The sequence below is a fragment of the Streptomyces rishiriensis genome (assembly GCF_030815485.1).
Classification (GTDB): domain Bacteria; phylum Actinomycetota; class Actinomycetes; order Streptomycetales; family Streptomycetaceae; genus Streptomyces; species Streptomyces rishiriensis_A.
The window spans coordinates 1,125,017-1,139,360 of sequence record NZ_JAUSWV010000002.1; the positions used below are offsets into that span (position 1 = coordinate 1,125,017).

At 74.4% G+C, this 14,344-nt stretch carries 8 protein-coding genes; 6 read left to right on the forward strand and 2 right to left on the reverse strand.

Annotated features, from left to right (window positions below):
* Positions 1-23: 23 nt before the first annotated feature.
* Positions 24-1,424 carry a cytochrome P450 gene (locus QF030_RS07420; protein WP_307161856.1) on the reverse strand — a complete coding sequence of 467 codons (1,401 nt, stop codon included), beginning with the start codon at positions 1,422-1,424 and terminating at the stop codon, positions 24-26.
* A 454-nt stretch (positions 1,425-1,878) separates the two neighbouring features.
* Here QF030_RS07420 and QF030_RS07425 point away from each other — a divergent pair, with 454 nt between their 5' ends.
* The 6 genes from QF030_RS07425 to QF030_RS07450 all read left to right on the forward strand — a co-directional run bounded on the left by QF030_RS07425 (position 1,879) and on the right by QF030_RS07450 (position 12,331).
* Entirely contained in the window at positions 1,879-3,381 is a 1,503-nt protein-coding gene (locus QF030_RS07425) for an acyl-CoA carboxylase subunit beta (protein ID WP_307167499.1), read from the forward strand.
* A gap of 68 nt (positions 3,382-3,449) precedes the next feature.
* A complete protein-coding gene (locus QF030_RS07430) occupies positions 3,450-5,186 on the forward strand; it encodes a fatty acyl-AMP ligase (protein WP_307161857.1) in 1,737 nt (578 codons plus the stop codon).
* The gene (locus QF030_RS07435) at positions 5,183-9,226 is read left to right on the forward strand and encodes a type I polyketide synthase (RefSeq protein WP_307161858.1); all 4,044 of its coding nucleotides are present in this window, start codon (positions 5,183-5,185) and stop codon (positions 9,224-9,226) included. Before QF030_RS07430 ends, QF030_RS07435 begins: the two co-directional genes overlap by 4 nt.
* 9 nt (positions 9,227-9,235) lie before the next feature.
* Positions 9,236-10,180 carry an alpha/beta hydrolase gene (locus QF030_RS07440; protein ID WP_307161859.1) on the forward strand — a complete coding sequence of 315 codons (945 nt, stop codon included), beginning with the start codon at positions 9,236-9,238 and terminating at the stop codon, positions 10,178-10,180.
* 122 nt (positions 10,181-10,302) lie between these two features.
* Positions 10,303-11,514, forward strand: a complete 1,212-nt coding sequence (locus tag QF030_RS07445; protein ID WP_307161860.1) for a PucR family transcriptional regulator — start codon at positions 10,303-10,305, stop codon at positions 11,512-11,514.
* 175 nt (positions 11,515-11,689) lie between these two features.
* The gene (locus QF030_RS07450) at positions 11,690-12,331 is read left to right on the forward strand and encodes a cutinase family protein (protein ID WP_307161861.1); all 642 of its coding nucleotides are present in this window, start codon (positions 11,690-11,692) and stop codon (positions 12,329-12,331) included.
* An 82-nt stretch (positions 12,332-12,413) separates the two neighbouring features.
* On the opposite strand, the gene QF030_RS07455 is transcribed toward QF030_RS07450, so the two are convergent.
* Complete coding sequence (locus tag QF030_RS07455; RefSeq protein ID WP_307161862.1) at positions 12,414-14,135, reverse strand: hypothetical protein; 1,722 nt, start codon at positions 14,133-14,135, stop codon at positions 12,414-12,416.
* Positions 14,136-14,344 lie beyond the last annotated feature (209 nt).

Genomic DNA, 14,344 nt, shown 5'->3' on the forward strand with positions numbered 1-14,344 from the left:
CGACCCGCGCCGATGTCCCGGGGTCAGCGGCCGACGCCGATCAGGCCCGTCAGGCAGCGCCACAGCGACGAGCGCTGCCGGACCGCCGGACCGGGCAGCCCGGTCCCGGCGGGCTCCTCGGCTGGGGCCCGCGAGGACGGCGGCTCCGGCATCGTGGCCAGTTCGTACCGTACGGGCAGCGAGCGCAGGCCGCGCATGAAGGGCGAGGAGCGCCAGGGCAGTTGGTCGACGGGGAGAGCGAGGTCCAGGTGGGTGAACCGCTCGAACAGCCGGCTCACGCCGACCGCCGCGACCGTCGAGGCGAGCTCGCGCGCCGGGCACTGGCGAGGGCCCGCACCCCAGGCCAGGTGCGCCCGGGTGCTGACCGTGGTGCCCGACTCCACGTGGCCGGCGAAGAGCGGGTCGGCGTGCGCCGCCGCGGCGGAGACCCACACCGGGTCGCCGGCCCGGATCGTGTAGTTCCCGAGCCGCGTGTCCTCGGCCGCGAAGCGCGGCACGAAGTTCACCAGCGGCGGCTTGCGCATGACCACCCGGTTCATGCTCTCCCGGACCATCCCGGCGGACAGGCTGGCCCGCACGCCGCCCTCACCCGAGATGACCTCGACCACCGTGTTGGATATGAGGATGCCGACATGGTCGGAGGTCATGCCCAGCAGCATGAACAGCTCTCGGGCGAGCTGCTCGAGCGAGAGTTCGGGATGCGCGGCCAGCAGGTACGAGGGGAAGTCCTCCCCCGGCTTCTCCCGCTTCCCCGCCGCCAGTTCGGCCAGCGCCGCCAGCAGCCGTTCGAGGGCCGGCTCCGCGTCCGGACCCGCGTCCAGTACCCGCCACATGTCCATCAGCGCGTCGTCACCCTGGGAACCGGGGAAGCCGAGCAGATGGCTGGCCACCATCAGCGGCAGAGGCCGGGAGAACTGGGCGGACAGGTCCGCCCAGCCCGTGCCGCCGGCCTGCCCCACCAGACTGATCAGTTCGTCGGCGTAGGCGCCGACGGCCGTCTTCAGCCTCTTGGCCTGCGGGTGGCGCGGGTCCTGGAACGGCTTGAGAGCCGCGTCCCAGGCCGTCCGCAGCGGCCGGTATCCGGGACCGCCCTGGATCAGCACATGGTTCACCTCCAGGGACGGTCCGAGCGGCCAGTCGGCCGGCACCCTGCCCTCCGAGCGGGCCCGCCACCTCTCCAGCCCCTTGGGCCACCCGGCGTCGTCCTGGAGCACCTCGAGCGACTCGCGGTAGCCCAGAACCAGCCAGGCGGGCACCCCCAGCAGGTCGACCGGCGCGACCGGACCGTGCTGTTGCCTGAGCCGCTCGTACACGAGCGAGGGGCGCGTCTCGTAGTCCCGGGTCAGCAGCGGTTGCGGCGTGATCGTCTCCAGCCGCGCGCCGTCCAGGTCCACGGATCCGCCGTCGCCCACCTGCGATTCCATTGCTCTGCCGCCCTCCGACACTCCCCGTACCGGCGCGTCTTCGTTCGGTGGCCGGAACCGGTCGGACCCTATCCCAGGACCCGCCCGCGGTGAACGACGGGGCAGGACCCCGCACGGCCCCGGAACCGCCGTCCGCGAGGGTGGCTGCGCCGCAACTCCACTGAGCGCGGGCAGGGTTGACGCCCCCGACGCCGAGCCGCGCGAGCGTCCGGCGCCGCGCGCCTTGTCACGCCAGGACGAACCTCCGGGCCGGAGGACTCAACTCACGCAAACAGACCGGGTGATCCCTCCGGTTCTTCCCGCATCGCTGCCATATTCGAGAACCACTTCGGAGGTGGCTGTGACACGAGAGGCGACAACATCCGTGGCTACGGCGGCAGTTGCGGCGACGGCGAAGGAATCAGCGACAGCGACGAGCCCGGCGGACCGTCCCGCGGACCGCACCGCCGACCGCATCGCGGACCTGGAGCGCCGGCAGGCGAGGGCGGTGGTACCGGGCACGCCCAGGAGGCCCGGGGCGCTCGGTGCCCGGGAGCGGATCGAACGGCTGCTGGACGAGGGCTCCTTCACGGAGACCGGCGGGTTCGTCAGGGCGCGGTCCACGGGGGACGGCGCCCGCCGGCCGTACGGGGACGGAGTCGTGACCGGGTACGGCACGGTCGACGGACGTCCGGTCTGTGTGTTCGCCCAGGACTCGACCGTCTTCGGCGGCAGCATGGGCGAGGCCTTCGGTGAGAAGACCGTGGCCCTCATGGACCTCGCGCTGAAGACCGGCTGTCCGGTCATCGGGCTCAACGACTCGGGTGGCGCCCGGATCCAGGAGGGCGTCGCCTCGCTCGCCCTCTACGCCGAACTGGTGCGCCGCAACGTGCGGGCGTCCGGGGTCGTCCCGCAGATCTCGGTCGTCCTCGGCCCCTGCGCGGGCGGCGCCGCCTACTCGCCCGCCATCACCGACTTCACCGTGATGGTGGACGGTGTCTCGCACATGTTCGTCACCGGGCCCGACGTCATCGAGGCCGTCACCGGGGAGCGCACCACCGCCGAGGAACTCGGCGGAGCCCGCGCCAGCAACTCCGTCAACGGCAACGCCCACTTCCTCGCCGCCGACGAGGAGGACGCCCTCGACACCGTGCGCGACCTGCTGTCCTACCTGCCCGCCAACAACCTCGGGCGGCCGCCGGAATACGCCCCCGCGCCGGCTCCCGACGGGGCGGGGCTCGACACGCTGGTCCCCGACCGGACCGGCCAGGCGTACGACATGCGCGAGATCCTGCGCACGGTCGTCGACGACGGCGAACTGCTGCACGTTCAGGAGCTGTTCGCGCCGAACATCATCTGCGCCCTGGCGCGGGTCGAGGGTGCCAGCGTCGGGATCGTCGCCAACCAGCCCCTGCACGCGGCCGGTGTCCTCGACATCGACGCCTCCGAGAAAGCGGCGCGGTTCGTGCGGTTCTGCGACGCGTTCGGCATCCCGCTGCTGACCTTCGCCGACGTCCCCGGCTACCTCTCCGGTGTCAGCCAGGAACAGGCCGGCATCATCCGGCGTGGCGCCAAGCTGCTGTACGCGTACGCCGAGGCGACCGTCCCGAAGATCACGGTGGTGGTGCGCAAGGCGTACGGGGGCGGGTACGCGGTGATGGGCTCCAAACACCTGGGCGCCGACCTCAACCTCGCCTGGCCCAGCGCCCGTATCGCCGTCATGGGCGCCGAGGGCGCCGTCGGCGTGCTGCACCGGCGTGAACTCGCCGCGTCCGACGATCCCGAGGCGCTGCGGGCCCGTCTCGTCGCCGCGTACGAGGCCACCCACGGGACGCCCTACCCCGCCGCCGAACGCGGGTACGTCGACGCCGTCATCGCCCCCCGCGACACCCGCGCGCACCTGTGCCGTGCCCTGCGCGCACTGCGCGGGAAGCGTGCCCCGATGCCGGAGCGCCGGCACGGCAACATCCCGCTCTGACCGCCCGACACCCCGCTTGAATCCGGCCGACCCGCCGGCCGACACCGCGCCGTGAGGAGCCCCGCCCGATGGACAGCAGCCCCCCGCTCGCGCCCGCGTACCGGACTCTGCCCGAGTACCTGCGGCACTGGGCCGAAACCGCGCCGGAACGCCGGGCGTTCACCTTCGTCGACCACACCGCTCCGCACGCGCGGGGCGTACACCGCACGCTGACCTGGCGGACGCTGGACCTGCGGGTCCGGGCGCTCGCGGCCCGGCTCGCCGAGGAGGCCGAGCCCGGGGCGCGAGCGGCCCTGCTGTGCCCGCAGGGAACGGAGTACGTCACCGCTTTCCTGGCGGCGCTGGCCGCCGGGCTGGTCGCGGTGCCGCTGTATCCGCCCGGCCTGCCCGGGCACGGGGACCGGCTCGCCGGGGTGCTGGCCGACGCGTGTCCCGCGGTCGTGGTGACCACGAGCCGGGGAATGCCGGAGGTGGCGGACCTCTGCGCGCGGGCGCAGGTTCCGGCCGTCGCGGTGGACCGGGTCGCCGACGCGGCCGACCGGGACCGGGTCGTGGCCGCCCCGGACGCCGGGGCGACCGCGTATCTGCAGTACACCTCCGGGTCGACCCGCGCCCCGGCGGGCGTGGAGATCACCCACGCCAACGTGGTCGCCAACGCCCGCCAGGCGCTGACCGCGTACGGCGCCGACACGGCCCCGGTGACCTGCGTGGGCTGGCTGCCGCTCTACCACGACATGGGACTCGTGCTGAGTGTCGCGGCCCCCGTCGTCCAGGGCCGCCCGTCCGTTCTCATGGACCCGGCCGCGTTCCTGCACGAGCCGGTCCGCTGGCTGCGGCTGCTCGCCGCGCATCCGCGCGCGGTGAGCGCGGCGCCCAACTTCGCCTACGACTACTGCGTCGCCGCCGTGACCGACGCGCAGAAGGCGGAGCTGCGGCTGGACCGTGTCACCGCGCTGATCAACGGCAGTGAACCGGTCCGGCCCGGCACCGCCGACCGCTTCCACGCGGCGTTCGCCGCCCAGGGTCTCGCAGCGGACGTCCACTGTCCGTCGTACGGGCTCGCCGAGGCGACCGTCTTCGTCAGCGCCGCCCGGCCCGGCGAGCCGCTGCGCCGGTTCGCCCTCGACCGGGACGCCCTCGCCGCCGGCAAGGCCCTGCCCGCGCGGCCCGACGACGCCGACGCCGTACGGCTGGCGGGCTGCGGCACCCCGGCGGGCCAGCAGGTCCGCGTCGTCGATCCCGTCTCGCGCGACGTGCTCGGCGAGGGGGAGGTCGGCGAGATCTGGGTGCGGGGTCCCAACGTGGGGCGCGGCTACTGGAACGACGAGGCCCGCAGCCGCCGGGTCTTCGACGCGCGGCCGGCCGGCGAGTCCGGCGGCTGGCTGCGCACCGGCGATCTGGGGACGCTGCTGGACGGACAGCTGGTCGTGACCGGCCGGCTGAAGGACCTCATCGTCGTGGACGGCCGCAACCACTACCCCCAGGACGTGGAGGGCACCGTCCAGGAGGCGCATCCGGCGGTGCGGCGCGACCGGCTCGCCGCCTTCGGCGTCCCCGGCGACGCGGGTGAGCGCGTGGTCGTCGTGGCCGAGCACACGCGGGCGACGTCTCTGGACGGGATCGACGTGGCGGCCCTGGCGCGGGCCGTGCGCGCGGCCGTCTCCGCCCGGCACGGCCTGCGGCTCGCCGATGTCGTCCTGGTCGCCCCCGGCTCCGTGCCCCGGACCTCCAGCGGCAAGGTGGCGCGGGCCCTGACCCGGGCCCGGTATCTGGCGGGCGCCTTCGCGGCGGGGGCCGCCCGATGAGCGCCGTCGACGAGGGCGCGTTGCGCCGCCTGATCGCGGAGCGGGTCGCCGCCTGGAGCGGCACCGGCGAGGACGACGTGCCGATGGACCTGCCGCTGGCCGACCTCGGCCTGTCCTCGCGGGACGCCGTCGGCCTGGCCGGGGAACTGTCCCGGCTGACGGGCCGTGAGCTGCCGGCGACGCTGCTCTGGTCGGCGCCCACGCTGGACGCCCTGGTGGCCGAGCTGCGCGCCCCGGCCGCTCGGCACGTCCCCGCGACGCCCACCGCCACGCCCCCGGCGGCGAGCGGCGAGCCCGTCGCCGTCATCGGGGTCGGCTGCCGGCTGCCCGGTGGGGTGCGCGGCCCGGCCGACTACTGGCGGCTGCTGGAGGACGAGACGGACGCGATCGGACCGGTCCCCGCGGACCGGTGGCGGGACTTCACCGACTTCCCGCCCGCCGACGCGCCCGCGTACGGCGGTTACCTCGACGACATCGCCGGGTTCGACGCCGACTTCTTCCGCATCACCCCGCGCGAGGCCACGGTGATGGACCCGCAGCAGCGGATGCTCCTGGAGGTCGTCCAGGAGGCGCTGGATCACGCCGCCGTGCCGGCCGCCTCGCTGGGCGGCACGGCCACCGGCGTCTTCGTCGGCGTCTGCTCCCCGGAGTACGGGCAGCTCACCGGCGCGGCCGCGGCCGCCGTCGACCCGTGGGCCCCGGCGGGCGCGGCGCTCGGGGTGACCGCGGGGCGGCTGGCCTACGTCCTGGACACCCGCGGGCCGAGCATGGCCGTCGACACCGCCTGTTCGTCCTCGCTCGTCGCCGTGCACCACGCCTGTGTCAGTCTGCGCACCGGGGAGAGCGACCTGGCGATCGCCGCCGGGGTCAACCTGCTGCTGTCGCCCGTCGTCGGCGTCGCGTTCGCGCGGGCGGGCGCCCTCGCGCCGGACGGCCGCTGCAAGCCGTTCTCCGCGGTGGCCGACGGCATCGGACGCGGCGAGGGATGCGCGGCCGTCCTGCTGAAGCGGCTGTCCGACGCCGAGCGGGACGGTGATCGCGTCCTCGCGGTCGTCCGCGCCACCGCGGTGAACTCCGACGGCCGCTCCAACGGCCTTCTCGCCCCCAACCCGGTCGCCCAGCAGGCCCTGTTGAGGACCGCCTACGCGCGGGCGGGACTCGTCCCGGCGCAGATCGACTACGTCGAGGCGCACGGCACCGGCACCCCGCTCGGCGATCCGATCGAGGCGGGCGCGCTCGGCACGGTCCTCTGCCCCGGCCGCGACCCCGACCAGCCGTTGCTGCTCGGCTCGGCCAAGGGCAACCTCGGGCACCTGGAGTCCGCGGCGGGCATCGCGGGCCTGGTGAAGACGGTCCTCGCGCTGCATCACGACCGCATTCCGGCGTCGCTGCACTGCGCGCACGGCAGCGCCCTGGACGACGTACGACTGCGGGTGGTGACCGAGCCGGAGCCGTGGCCCCGCTACGGCGGCACGGCCACCGCCGGGGTGTCCGCCTTCGGGTTCGGCGGTACCAACGCCCATGCGGTACTGGAGGAGTGGCGGCCCGACACGCTGCTGCCGCCCCCGGGCGACGAACCGGCCGCCCGGCTGTACCCGCTGTCCGACGTCGACACCGAGCGGGTCCGGGACACCGCGGCCCGGCTCGCCGGGTGGCTGCGTACCCCCGGGGGAGGCGGCGCCCGTCCGGCCGACGTGGCCCGTACCCTCGCCGGACGCACCGGCCGCGGACCGGTACGCGCCGCCGTCGTCGCCGATGGCCGGGAGGAACTGACCGACGCACTGGACGCGTTGGCGCAGGGCCGGCCGCACGCGCGGGTGCTGACCGGCGACCGCGATCGGGTCGGGCCCGGCCCGGTGTGGGTGTTCTCGGGCTACGGCAGCCAGTGGCCCGGCATGGGGCGCCGTCTGCTGGCCGAGGAACCGGCGTTCGCCGCCGCGGTACAGAAGCTCGACGCGCAGTTCGCCGTCGTCTGCGGCTTCTCGCTTCACGACCGGCTGGCCTCAGGGGCGGCACTCGACCGTGTGGAGATCGCCCAACCCGTCCTTTGCGGGATGCAGTTGGCGCTCGCGGAGTTGTGGCGCTCGTACGGCGCCGAACCGGCGGCCGTGATCGGTCACTCGCTGGGCGAGGTGGCCGCTGCCGTCTGCGCGGGCGCCCTGGACGTGTCGGACGCGCTCCGGGTCGTCGCCGTGCGGGCCCGGCTGCTGAGCGGGCTGCGTGGCGGTGCGATGGCCGTCGTCGACCTGGACGACGGCGAACTGGACGACCTGGCGCGCGACTTCCGCGGCGTCGAGGTCGCCGTCCACTCCTCGCCCCGGCAGAAGGTCGTCACCGGCGACGAGGAGGCGGTCACCCGGCTCGTGCGCCGGCTCGGTGAGCGGGGCCGCGCCGCCCGGGCCATGCGGGTCGTCGGCGCCGGACACTCGCCCCAGGTGGACGCGCTGCTGCCGGAACTGACCGACGCGCTCGCCGACGTCCGGGGCAGGCCTGCGCGCGTCCCGGTCTACTCCACCGTCCTCGACGACCCGCGCGGCGACTGCCGGTTCGACGCCGCCCACTGGGCCGCCAATCTGCGCCGACCCGTGCGCCTGGACCGGGCCCTCGCGGCGGCCGCCGCCGACGGCCGCACCGCTTTCGTCGAGATCTCGCCCCATCCGGTCCTGGCCCGGCCGGTGACCGACACGGTGCCCGGCGCCCTCGTGGTGGGCACCATGCGCCGCGACGCGGACGGCTGCGCCGGATTCCTCTCGGAGCTGGGCGCCCTGTACGCCGCGGGCCTCCCGCCGGCCCGGCCGCCCGGCCGGGTCGTCGACGTGCCCGCACCGCGCTGGCGGCACACCCGGTACTGGTGGACGGACGGCCGGGCCCCCGTCACGACGACGGCAGCGGCGGCGGCGCGATGGGCCGGACCCGCCGCACCGGACGAGGAGACGGACGGCCACAGTTCGGTCGCCGCCCGCCTCGGCCACCACATCGCCGCCGTCACCGGCCATCCGACGGCCCGGGTCACGCCCGCCACGGCGCTGGCCGACCTCGGTCTGGACTCGCTGATGGCCGTCCGTGTCCGCACCGCCCTGGAACGCGAGTTCGGCATCGACCTGCCGCTGCGCGACCTGTTCGGTTCCGCCACCGTCGGGGAGGTGGCGGACCGCGTCCGCCAGGCCCTTCCCCCGACGGCGACGGCGTCCACGGCGGACGAGAAGGCCGGGCCCGCCCCGCTGCGTGCCCTGCGCACCGCCGGCTCCCGGCCGCCGCTGTTCCTGTTCCACGCGGCCGGCGGCGGCGCCGACGTCTACCGCCCACTCGTCGAACGGCTCGGGGACGACCGTCCGGTGCAGGGACTGGACCGGCTGGAAGACGCCCGTACCGTGCCGGAGAAGGCGCGCCGCTATGCCGAAACGATCGCCGCCGCCCGCCCCGACGGGCCCCTCCTGCTGGGCGGTTGGTCCTTCGGCGGCTTCCTCGCCCAGGAGACGGCCCGGCAGCTCACCGCCGCCGGACGAGTCGTCCCGCTCGTCGTCCTCATCGACTCCGTGCGCCCCCTCCTGGAACCCGGCCCCACGCCGCCCGACCGCGTCCGCGCGCATCTCACGGGGTTCGCCCGGCACGTCGCCGACGCCTACGGGGTCCGGCTGCGGCTGCCGTACGACGCTCTCGTGGCGATGGACGACGACCGCGAGCGCATCGACCGCGTGCTGCGGACCCTGCGCGCGGCCGTCGACGTACCGGCCGCCGCGCTGGAGCACCAGCGTGCCTCGTATCTGGACCTGAGGGTCGGCGAGGCCCACCGTCCGGGCCGCCACGACGGCCCGGTGATCCTGTACCGGGCCACCGGGCCGGCTCCGCACACCGTGCGCGACCCGGCGTACGAGCGGGACGACGAGACCCTCGGCTGGGACGAGGTGTGCCCGCGGCTGACGGTCGTACCGGTCCCGGGGCACCACCTCTCGCTGCTCGACCCGCCACACGTCGACGAGATCGCCGCCCATCTGCGGCGGGTCCTCGCCACGACGGGCGGACCCGCTGAACCGGACTGAGGAGCCGCCATGCCGCAGTACACCGCCCGACCGTCCCGACGCGCCGTCACCAGGGCCGCGGCGGCCGCGGGCCTCGCCGCCCTGTTCGGCGCCACCGGCGCCGCGGGCCGCGCCCGGGCCGCGACCCGGCTGGGGCCACGGACCTTCGACGTGTCCGTGTCCTCCCCCGCGCTGGGCCGCAGCGCGCCGGTCCGGCTGATCCTGCCGTCGGACTTCGACGCCCGGCCCACCCGGAGCTACCCCGTCCTGTATCTCCTGCACGGCGCCCACGACGACTACACGTCCTGGACCAGGGAGACGGACATCGAGGCCTTCACCGAGGGCCGCGACCTGATCGTGGCCATGCCGGACGCGGGCCCCACCGGCATCCCCACCGCCTGGCGCGGCGGCCCCGACTACGAGACTTTCCAGCTCCGGGAGGTACCGGCGCTGCTGGCCCGCGACTACCGGGCGTCCGGCGTGCGGGCCGTCGCCGGGGTCTCCACCGGAGGCTACGGTGCGATGGCGCACGCGGCCCGCCACCCGGGCACGTTCACCGCCGCGGCCTCCTACAGCGGCATCCTCGACACCACCGCCCCGGGCGTGCCCGCTCTCCTGGACGCGATCGTGGCCCGCGAGAACCTGGCCCCGCACTCGCTCTGGGGCAGCCCGCTGCTGCACGCCCTCACCTGGCGCGACTTCAACCCGCGTGCCCGGGCCGCCGGGCTGCGCGGCACCCCCCTGTACGTCTCCGGCGGCAGCGGGGTGGTCGGCGGCATCGGCGACTGGCTGCCCGAGGCGCTGGAGAGCACCCTGTGGCCCTCCGCACACGGCTTCACCGATCTCCTCGCGCTCCTCGGCATACCGGCCACCACCCACTACTACGCGGGGGGAGGACACAGCTGGACGTACTGGAAGCGGGAGTTCACCGCCTCGTGGCCGATGCTCGCCGGTGCGCTGGGGGTGCCGGAGTGATGTCGGTGCAGCCGGGGCACGGAACGGAGCGCAGGGGGCGTCCGTCCAACACGGGACGTCCCTCTCGTCCCACGGGCAACAGCGCGTGGGCGAGCCGCCTCCGGGGGAAAGGAGTGTCCGTCGTGGCTGTGCCCACCCCGCACGGTGTGCCCGCCGATCCCGGGACCGTTCCGGTTCCGTCAGACCTCGCCGAGCTCCTGCGCGCCCGGTTGGCAGGCGTCTCCGACGAGGTGGAGGAGGAGGTCCGCCGGCAGGTGCCCGAGTACGCGCGGCCGGCCGACGGGACCTACGGCCGAAATCTCCGGGCCGGCGTGGTGCAGGCGCTCACGTTGTTCGTCGACCACATAGCCGACCCGCGCGGCCAGGGCGACGCCATCGCCGCGACGTACTACGAACTCGGGCGCGGCGAGGCCCTGGAGGGCCGCAGTCTCGACGCCTTGCAGTCCGCGTTACGGGTGGGCGGCCTGCACGCCTGGCGGCTGCTGGGCCGTACGGCGGAGGAGCTGGGGCTGGACTCGACGGTCGTGGCCGCACTCGGCGAACTGGCGTTCCGGACCGTGCACGAGGTCGCGGAGGCGGCGGCCGCGGGCTACGCGGAGGCACGCTCGCACAGCACGGACGAGCTGGAACGGCGCCGTCGCCGCCTGCTCGACCTGCTGCTGGGCGACGGGCCGGTGTCCCCGGAGGCGGTGCAGGACCTGGCGCACGGCGCGCGCTGGCGGGTGCCCTCACACGTCGCCGTCGTCACGCTGGCGACGACCGTCGACCCGCAGGCGGCGGACGACGGCCCGCCGGCGATGCCCGGGGCGCTGACCGACATGGCGGCACGGCCGCCCCGCGTGCTGGTGCCGGACCCGGAGGGCGCCGGGCGGTTCGGCGGCCGGTCGTTCCTGCCGGGCCTCCAGGGCCGGCCGGCGGCGATCGGCCCGACGGTCCCCGTCACCGAGGCCGCGCAGTCGCTGCGCTGGGCCACCCGGGCGCTGGGCCTGATGGGCCGGGGCATCCTGCCCCGGCAGGGCGTGGTGCGGTGCGCCGACCACCTGTCGACGTTGTTGCTGCACAGCGACGAGCCGCTGCTCGCCCATCTTCGGACGCGGGCCCTCGCGCCCCTGGACGCCGTTTCCGAGGGACAGCGCGCCCGGCTGGCCGAGACGCTGCTGGCCTGGCTGCTCGGCGGCAGCAACGTGCCCGATGTCGCCGCCCGGCTCCACATCCATCCGCAGACGGTCCGCTACCGCCTGCGCCAGCTGGAGAAGCTCTTCGGCGACGCCCTGCGCGACCCGGGCGCACGCCTGGACCTGATCCTGGCCCTGCGCTCCGCGAACCGGGGCTGACGGCCACCGGCGCCTCAGGCCCCACCGGCTCACCAGGCCCCGCCCGCTCACCACGGAACAAAAACGTCGGGAAATTCTGAATTCCCGTCCATAACACCGGGCAAGGAAACGCGAATACCTTCGGGACTGTCCTTTTCATCAGGCGCTGCACGCGCCCCACCCGCAAAGGATCCCCATGCGTATCCGCTTGTGCCTCGCCGCGCTCTCACTCGTCGGCGGGGCCGGAATCGTCACTCTCTCGGCACCCACCGCATCGGCCGCCGCGTGTGCGGACATCGACGTCGTGGCCGCTCGCGGCACCTTCGAGCCCGGCACCCTCGGCCTGATCGTCGGCGACCCGGTACTCTCCGCATTGCAGAGGGAACTGGCGGGCAAAAGCCTGTCCAGCTATGCGGTGAATTATCCCGCGGACCTTTCCCTGACCTCTGCCGCACAGGGAAACGCGGATCTGGTGAACCACGTCAGGACACAGGCCGCATCCTGCCCGAATCAGCGTTACATTCTCGTCGGATATTCGCAGGGCGCGAATGTCGTCGACAATTCGATCGGCATCAGCAGTGCGGGCGCGGTGGTCGGCAGCCCCATCGTCGCGACCCTCCCCGCGGCGGTCGAGCCGAAGGTCGCGGCGGTCCTGCTGTTCGGCAACCCGATCCGGGCCCTCGGCAAGAGCGTCACCGGCACCTACCAGAGCCGCACGATCGACTTCTGCGCCACCGGTGACCCCATCTGCGAGAACGGCGGCGACGACGTACTGGCACATCTCGGTTACACCGCCGACGCCACCGCGGCGGCCGCCTTCGCCGCCGGCAAGGTCTGACCGCACCGGCACGCCGCCCCACGGGAAGGGCCCGGGAAGGATCTCCTCCCGGGCCCTTCGGACGTACGAGGCCTGTCCGCGACTACCGGGGAGCGCGGGCGAACGCCGAGAGAGCGCCGGACACGGGTTCGGGCCGGCCGTCGTTCTGCACGGGCGCCGCGGTCAGCACGTCGAGGTGCTGGTAGCCGGCGGCGACCACGGGGTGCAGGTCGGCCGGGATGCGGCCCGCGAGCAGTCCGTCGCCCGCGAGCACCGTGAGCGTCGGATTGGCCGTCGGCCCCGTGGGGTGTACCAGGAGTCTGCGCACCTGCGGTGAGGTGGCCAGCTGGATGTCGGTCACCAGTTTGGTCGGGAAGTACTGCTCGGTGAAGTCGAGCGGCTGCTCCGCCAGGCTGCGGGCCAACTCCTGGAGGTCGGTGACCTCCTTGCCCGCGTCGGTGAACGGCGTCCCGTCGGCCGACCGGTACCCGGGGTCGTCCACGTCACCGACCCGGTCGTAGTCGCGCCAGGTGTAGAGCGGCCCGTGGGGCTGCGCGGGGATGGCCTTGTACCCGACGCCGAACAGCTGCGTCGGCTGCATGCCGCCGTTGGCCACGGGGAAACTCTTGTCCGTGACCGGTCCGCCGTCGAAGAACCCCACACTGCTCTGCAGGAACGCCAGCGGTACGGAGTTGTCGTCCATCAGCGCCCCCAGCACCGTGGCATTGGTGAGCCGGAAGTCCTTCACCCCGGGTGAGCCGGTGAGGAAGGCGGCGGTGTCCTTCGAGAACAGGAAACGGTGGGTGGCCTCGATGTTGATGCCGGAGGGCAGGTAGGCCGGCAGGTCCGCCTCGCCGTCCGGGTCGCGCACGGCGCCCAGACCGGCGATGGCGAGCAGGGTCATGGTCTCCGGGTTCAGCAGCACCGGCGCGGACAGCGAGCGGGGCAGCACTCCGGTGTCGAGCCCCGCCTGCACCGCCGCGTAGCCGAGCCCGATGTCCGGCAGGTTGGTGTCGTCGGGCAGGCTGCCGCTCAGGTCGGCGAGCGAGGTGGAGATCGTCGTGTCGAGGGCGAAGTAGCCGGCGCACTGGTTCTGTCCCGCGTCCGCCAGGGTGGCGGGGTCGCCGTCGAAGTCGGCCGCCGCGAAGTACCCGGTGACGACCCCGCCCAGCGAGTGGCCGCCGCACAGCACCTTGCTCTTGCGCAGGCCCTGGTCGGGCAGTTCGTGGACCAGCAGGTCGTACTCGTCCCGCACGGTCTGTTCGATGCCGAGCTTCGCCATCCACCCGAGCCGGGCGTCGCCGACGAAGCCCCCGAAGACCCGGCCGTCGACCTGTTCGGACCGGTAGTAGTAGTCGACGGCGGTGTGCTGGTCGCCGGAGGCGATGCCGGTGCGGTCCTCCAGGCAGTTGGAGCGCCGGTCCAGGGCCCAGAACTCGATGTGCAGCCCCTGCGCGGCGGCCTTGGCGACCGTGCCGCGGGCCACGCTGTCGAACGCTCCGGCGCCCTCCAGGATGCCCGGCTGGGCCACCAGGATCCGGTCGACGTCGGCCGACGCCGCCGGTCCGTCGGCCCAGCGATAGCGCAGATACGACAGCTGGTCGCAGGCCGCCGGACGGTTCCCGAAGGATCGCGGTAACGGCACCTTCACCCGTACCACCGTCTCGGTCACTCCGTCGGCCGGGTGCGTCGACGTCACGGGCGTCTCGGTCCGTGCGCCGTCTGACCGGGCATCCGGGGCGGCCGCGGTGAGCGCTCCCGTGGTCAGCAGCACCGCCAGCAGCGCGCCGCGCCAGGTTCTTCCTCTGCTGCGAGTCGTCTTCATGGCCGGACCATAGGGCCGAAAACCGCGGACGCCGGGGAAGTGCTCACATAAACGCAATGCTCGACGCGGTGATGTGAACTGCCGGTGTGTCCCACCCCGCCGGCGCCCCACGACCTGCGGCCCGGACGTGTGAACGGCCCCGCCGGTGTGGGTCGCACCGGCGGGGCCGTCGTCACGGGATCACGCACGTCGGGGGCGAAGGAGAGAGC

Bases quoted from the DNA above. Each gene is read 5' to 3' on its own strand.
- QF030_RS07455 (WP_307161862.1), bottom strand. From the start codon at position 14,135: ATGAAGACGACTCGCAGCAGAGGAAGAACCTGGCGCGGCGCGCTGCTG.
- QF030_RS07420 (WP_307161856.1), bottom strand. From the start codon at position 1,424: ATGGAATCGCAGGTGGGCGACGGCGGATCCGTGGACCTGGACGGCGCG.
- QF030_RS07450 (WP_307161861.1), top strand. From the start codon at position 11,690: ATGCGTATCCGCTTGTGCCTCGCCGCGCTCTCACTCGTCGGCGGGGCC.
- QF030_RS07430 (WP_307161857.1), top strand. From the start codon at position 3,450: ATGGACAGCAGCCCCCCGCTCGCGCCCGCGTACCGGACTCTGCCCGAG.
- QF030_RS07440 (WP_307161859.1), top strand. From the start codon at position 9,236: ATGCCGCAGTACACCGCCCGACCGTCCCGACGCGCCGTCACCAGGGCC.
- QF030_RS07435 (WP_307161858.1), top strand. From the start codon at position 5,183: ATGAGCGCCGTCGACGAGGGCGCGTTGCGCCGCCTGATCGCGGAGCGG.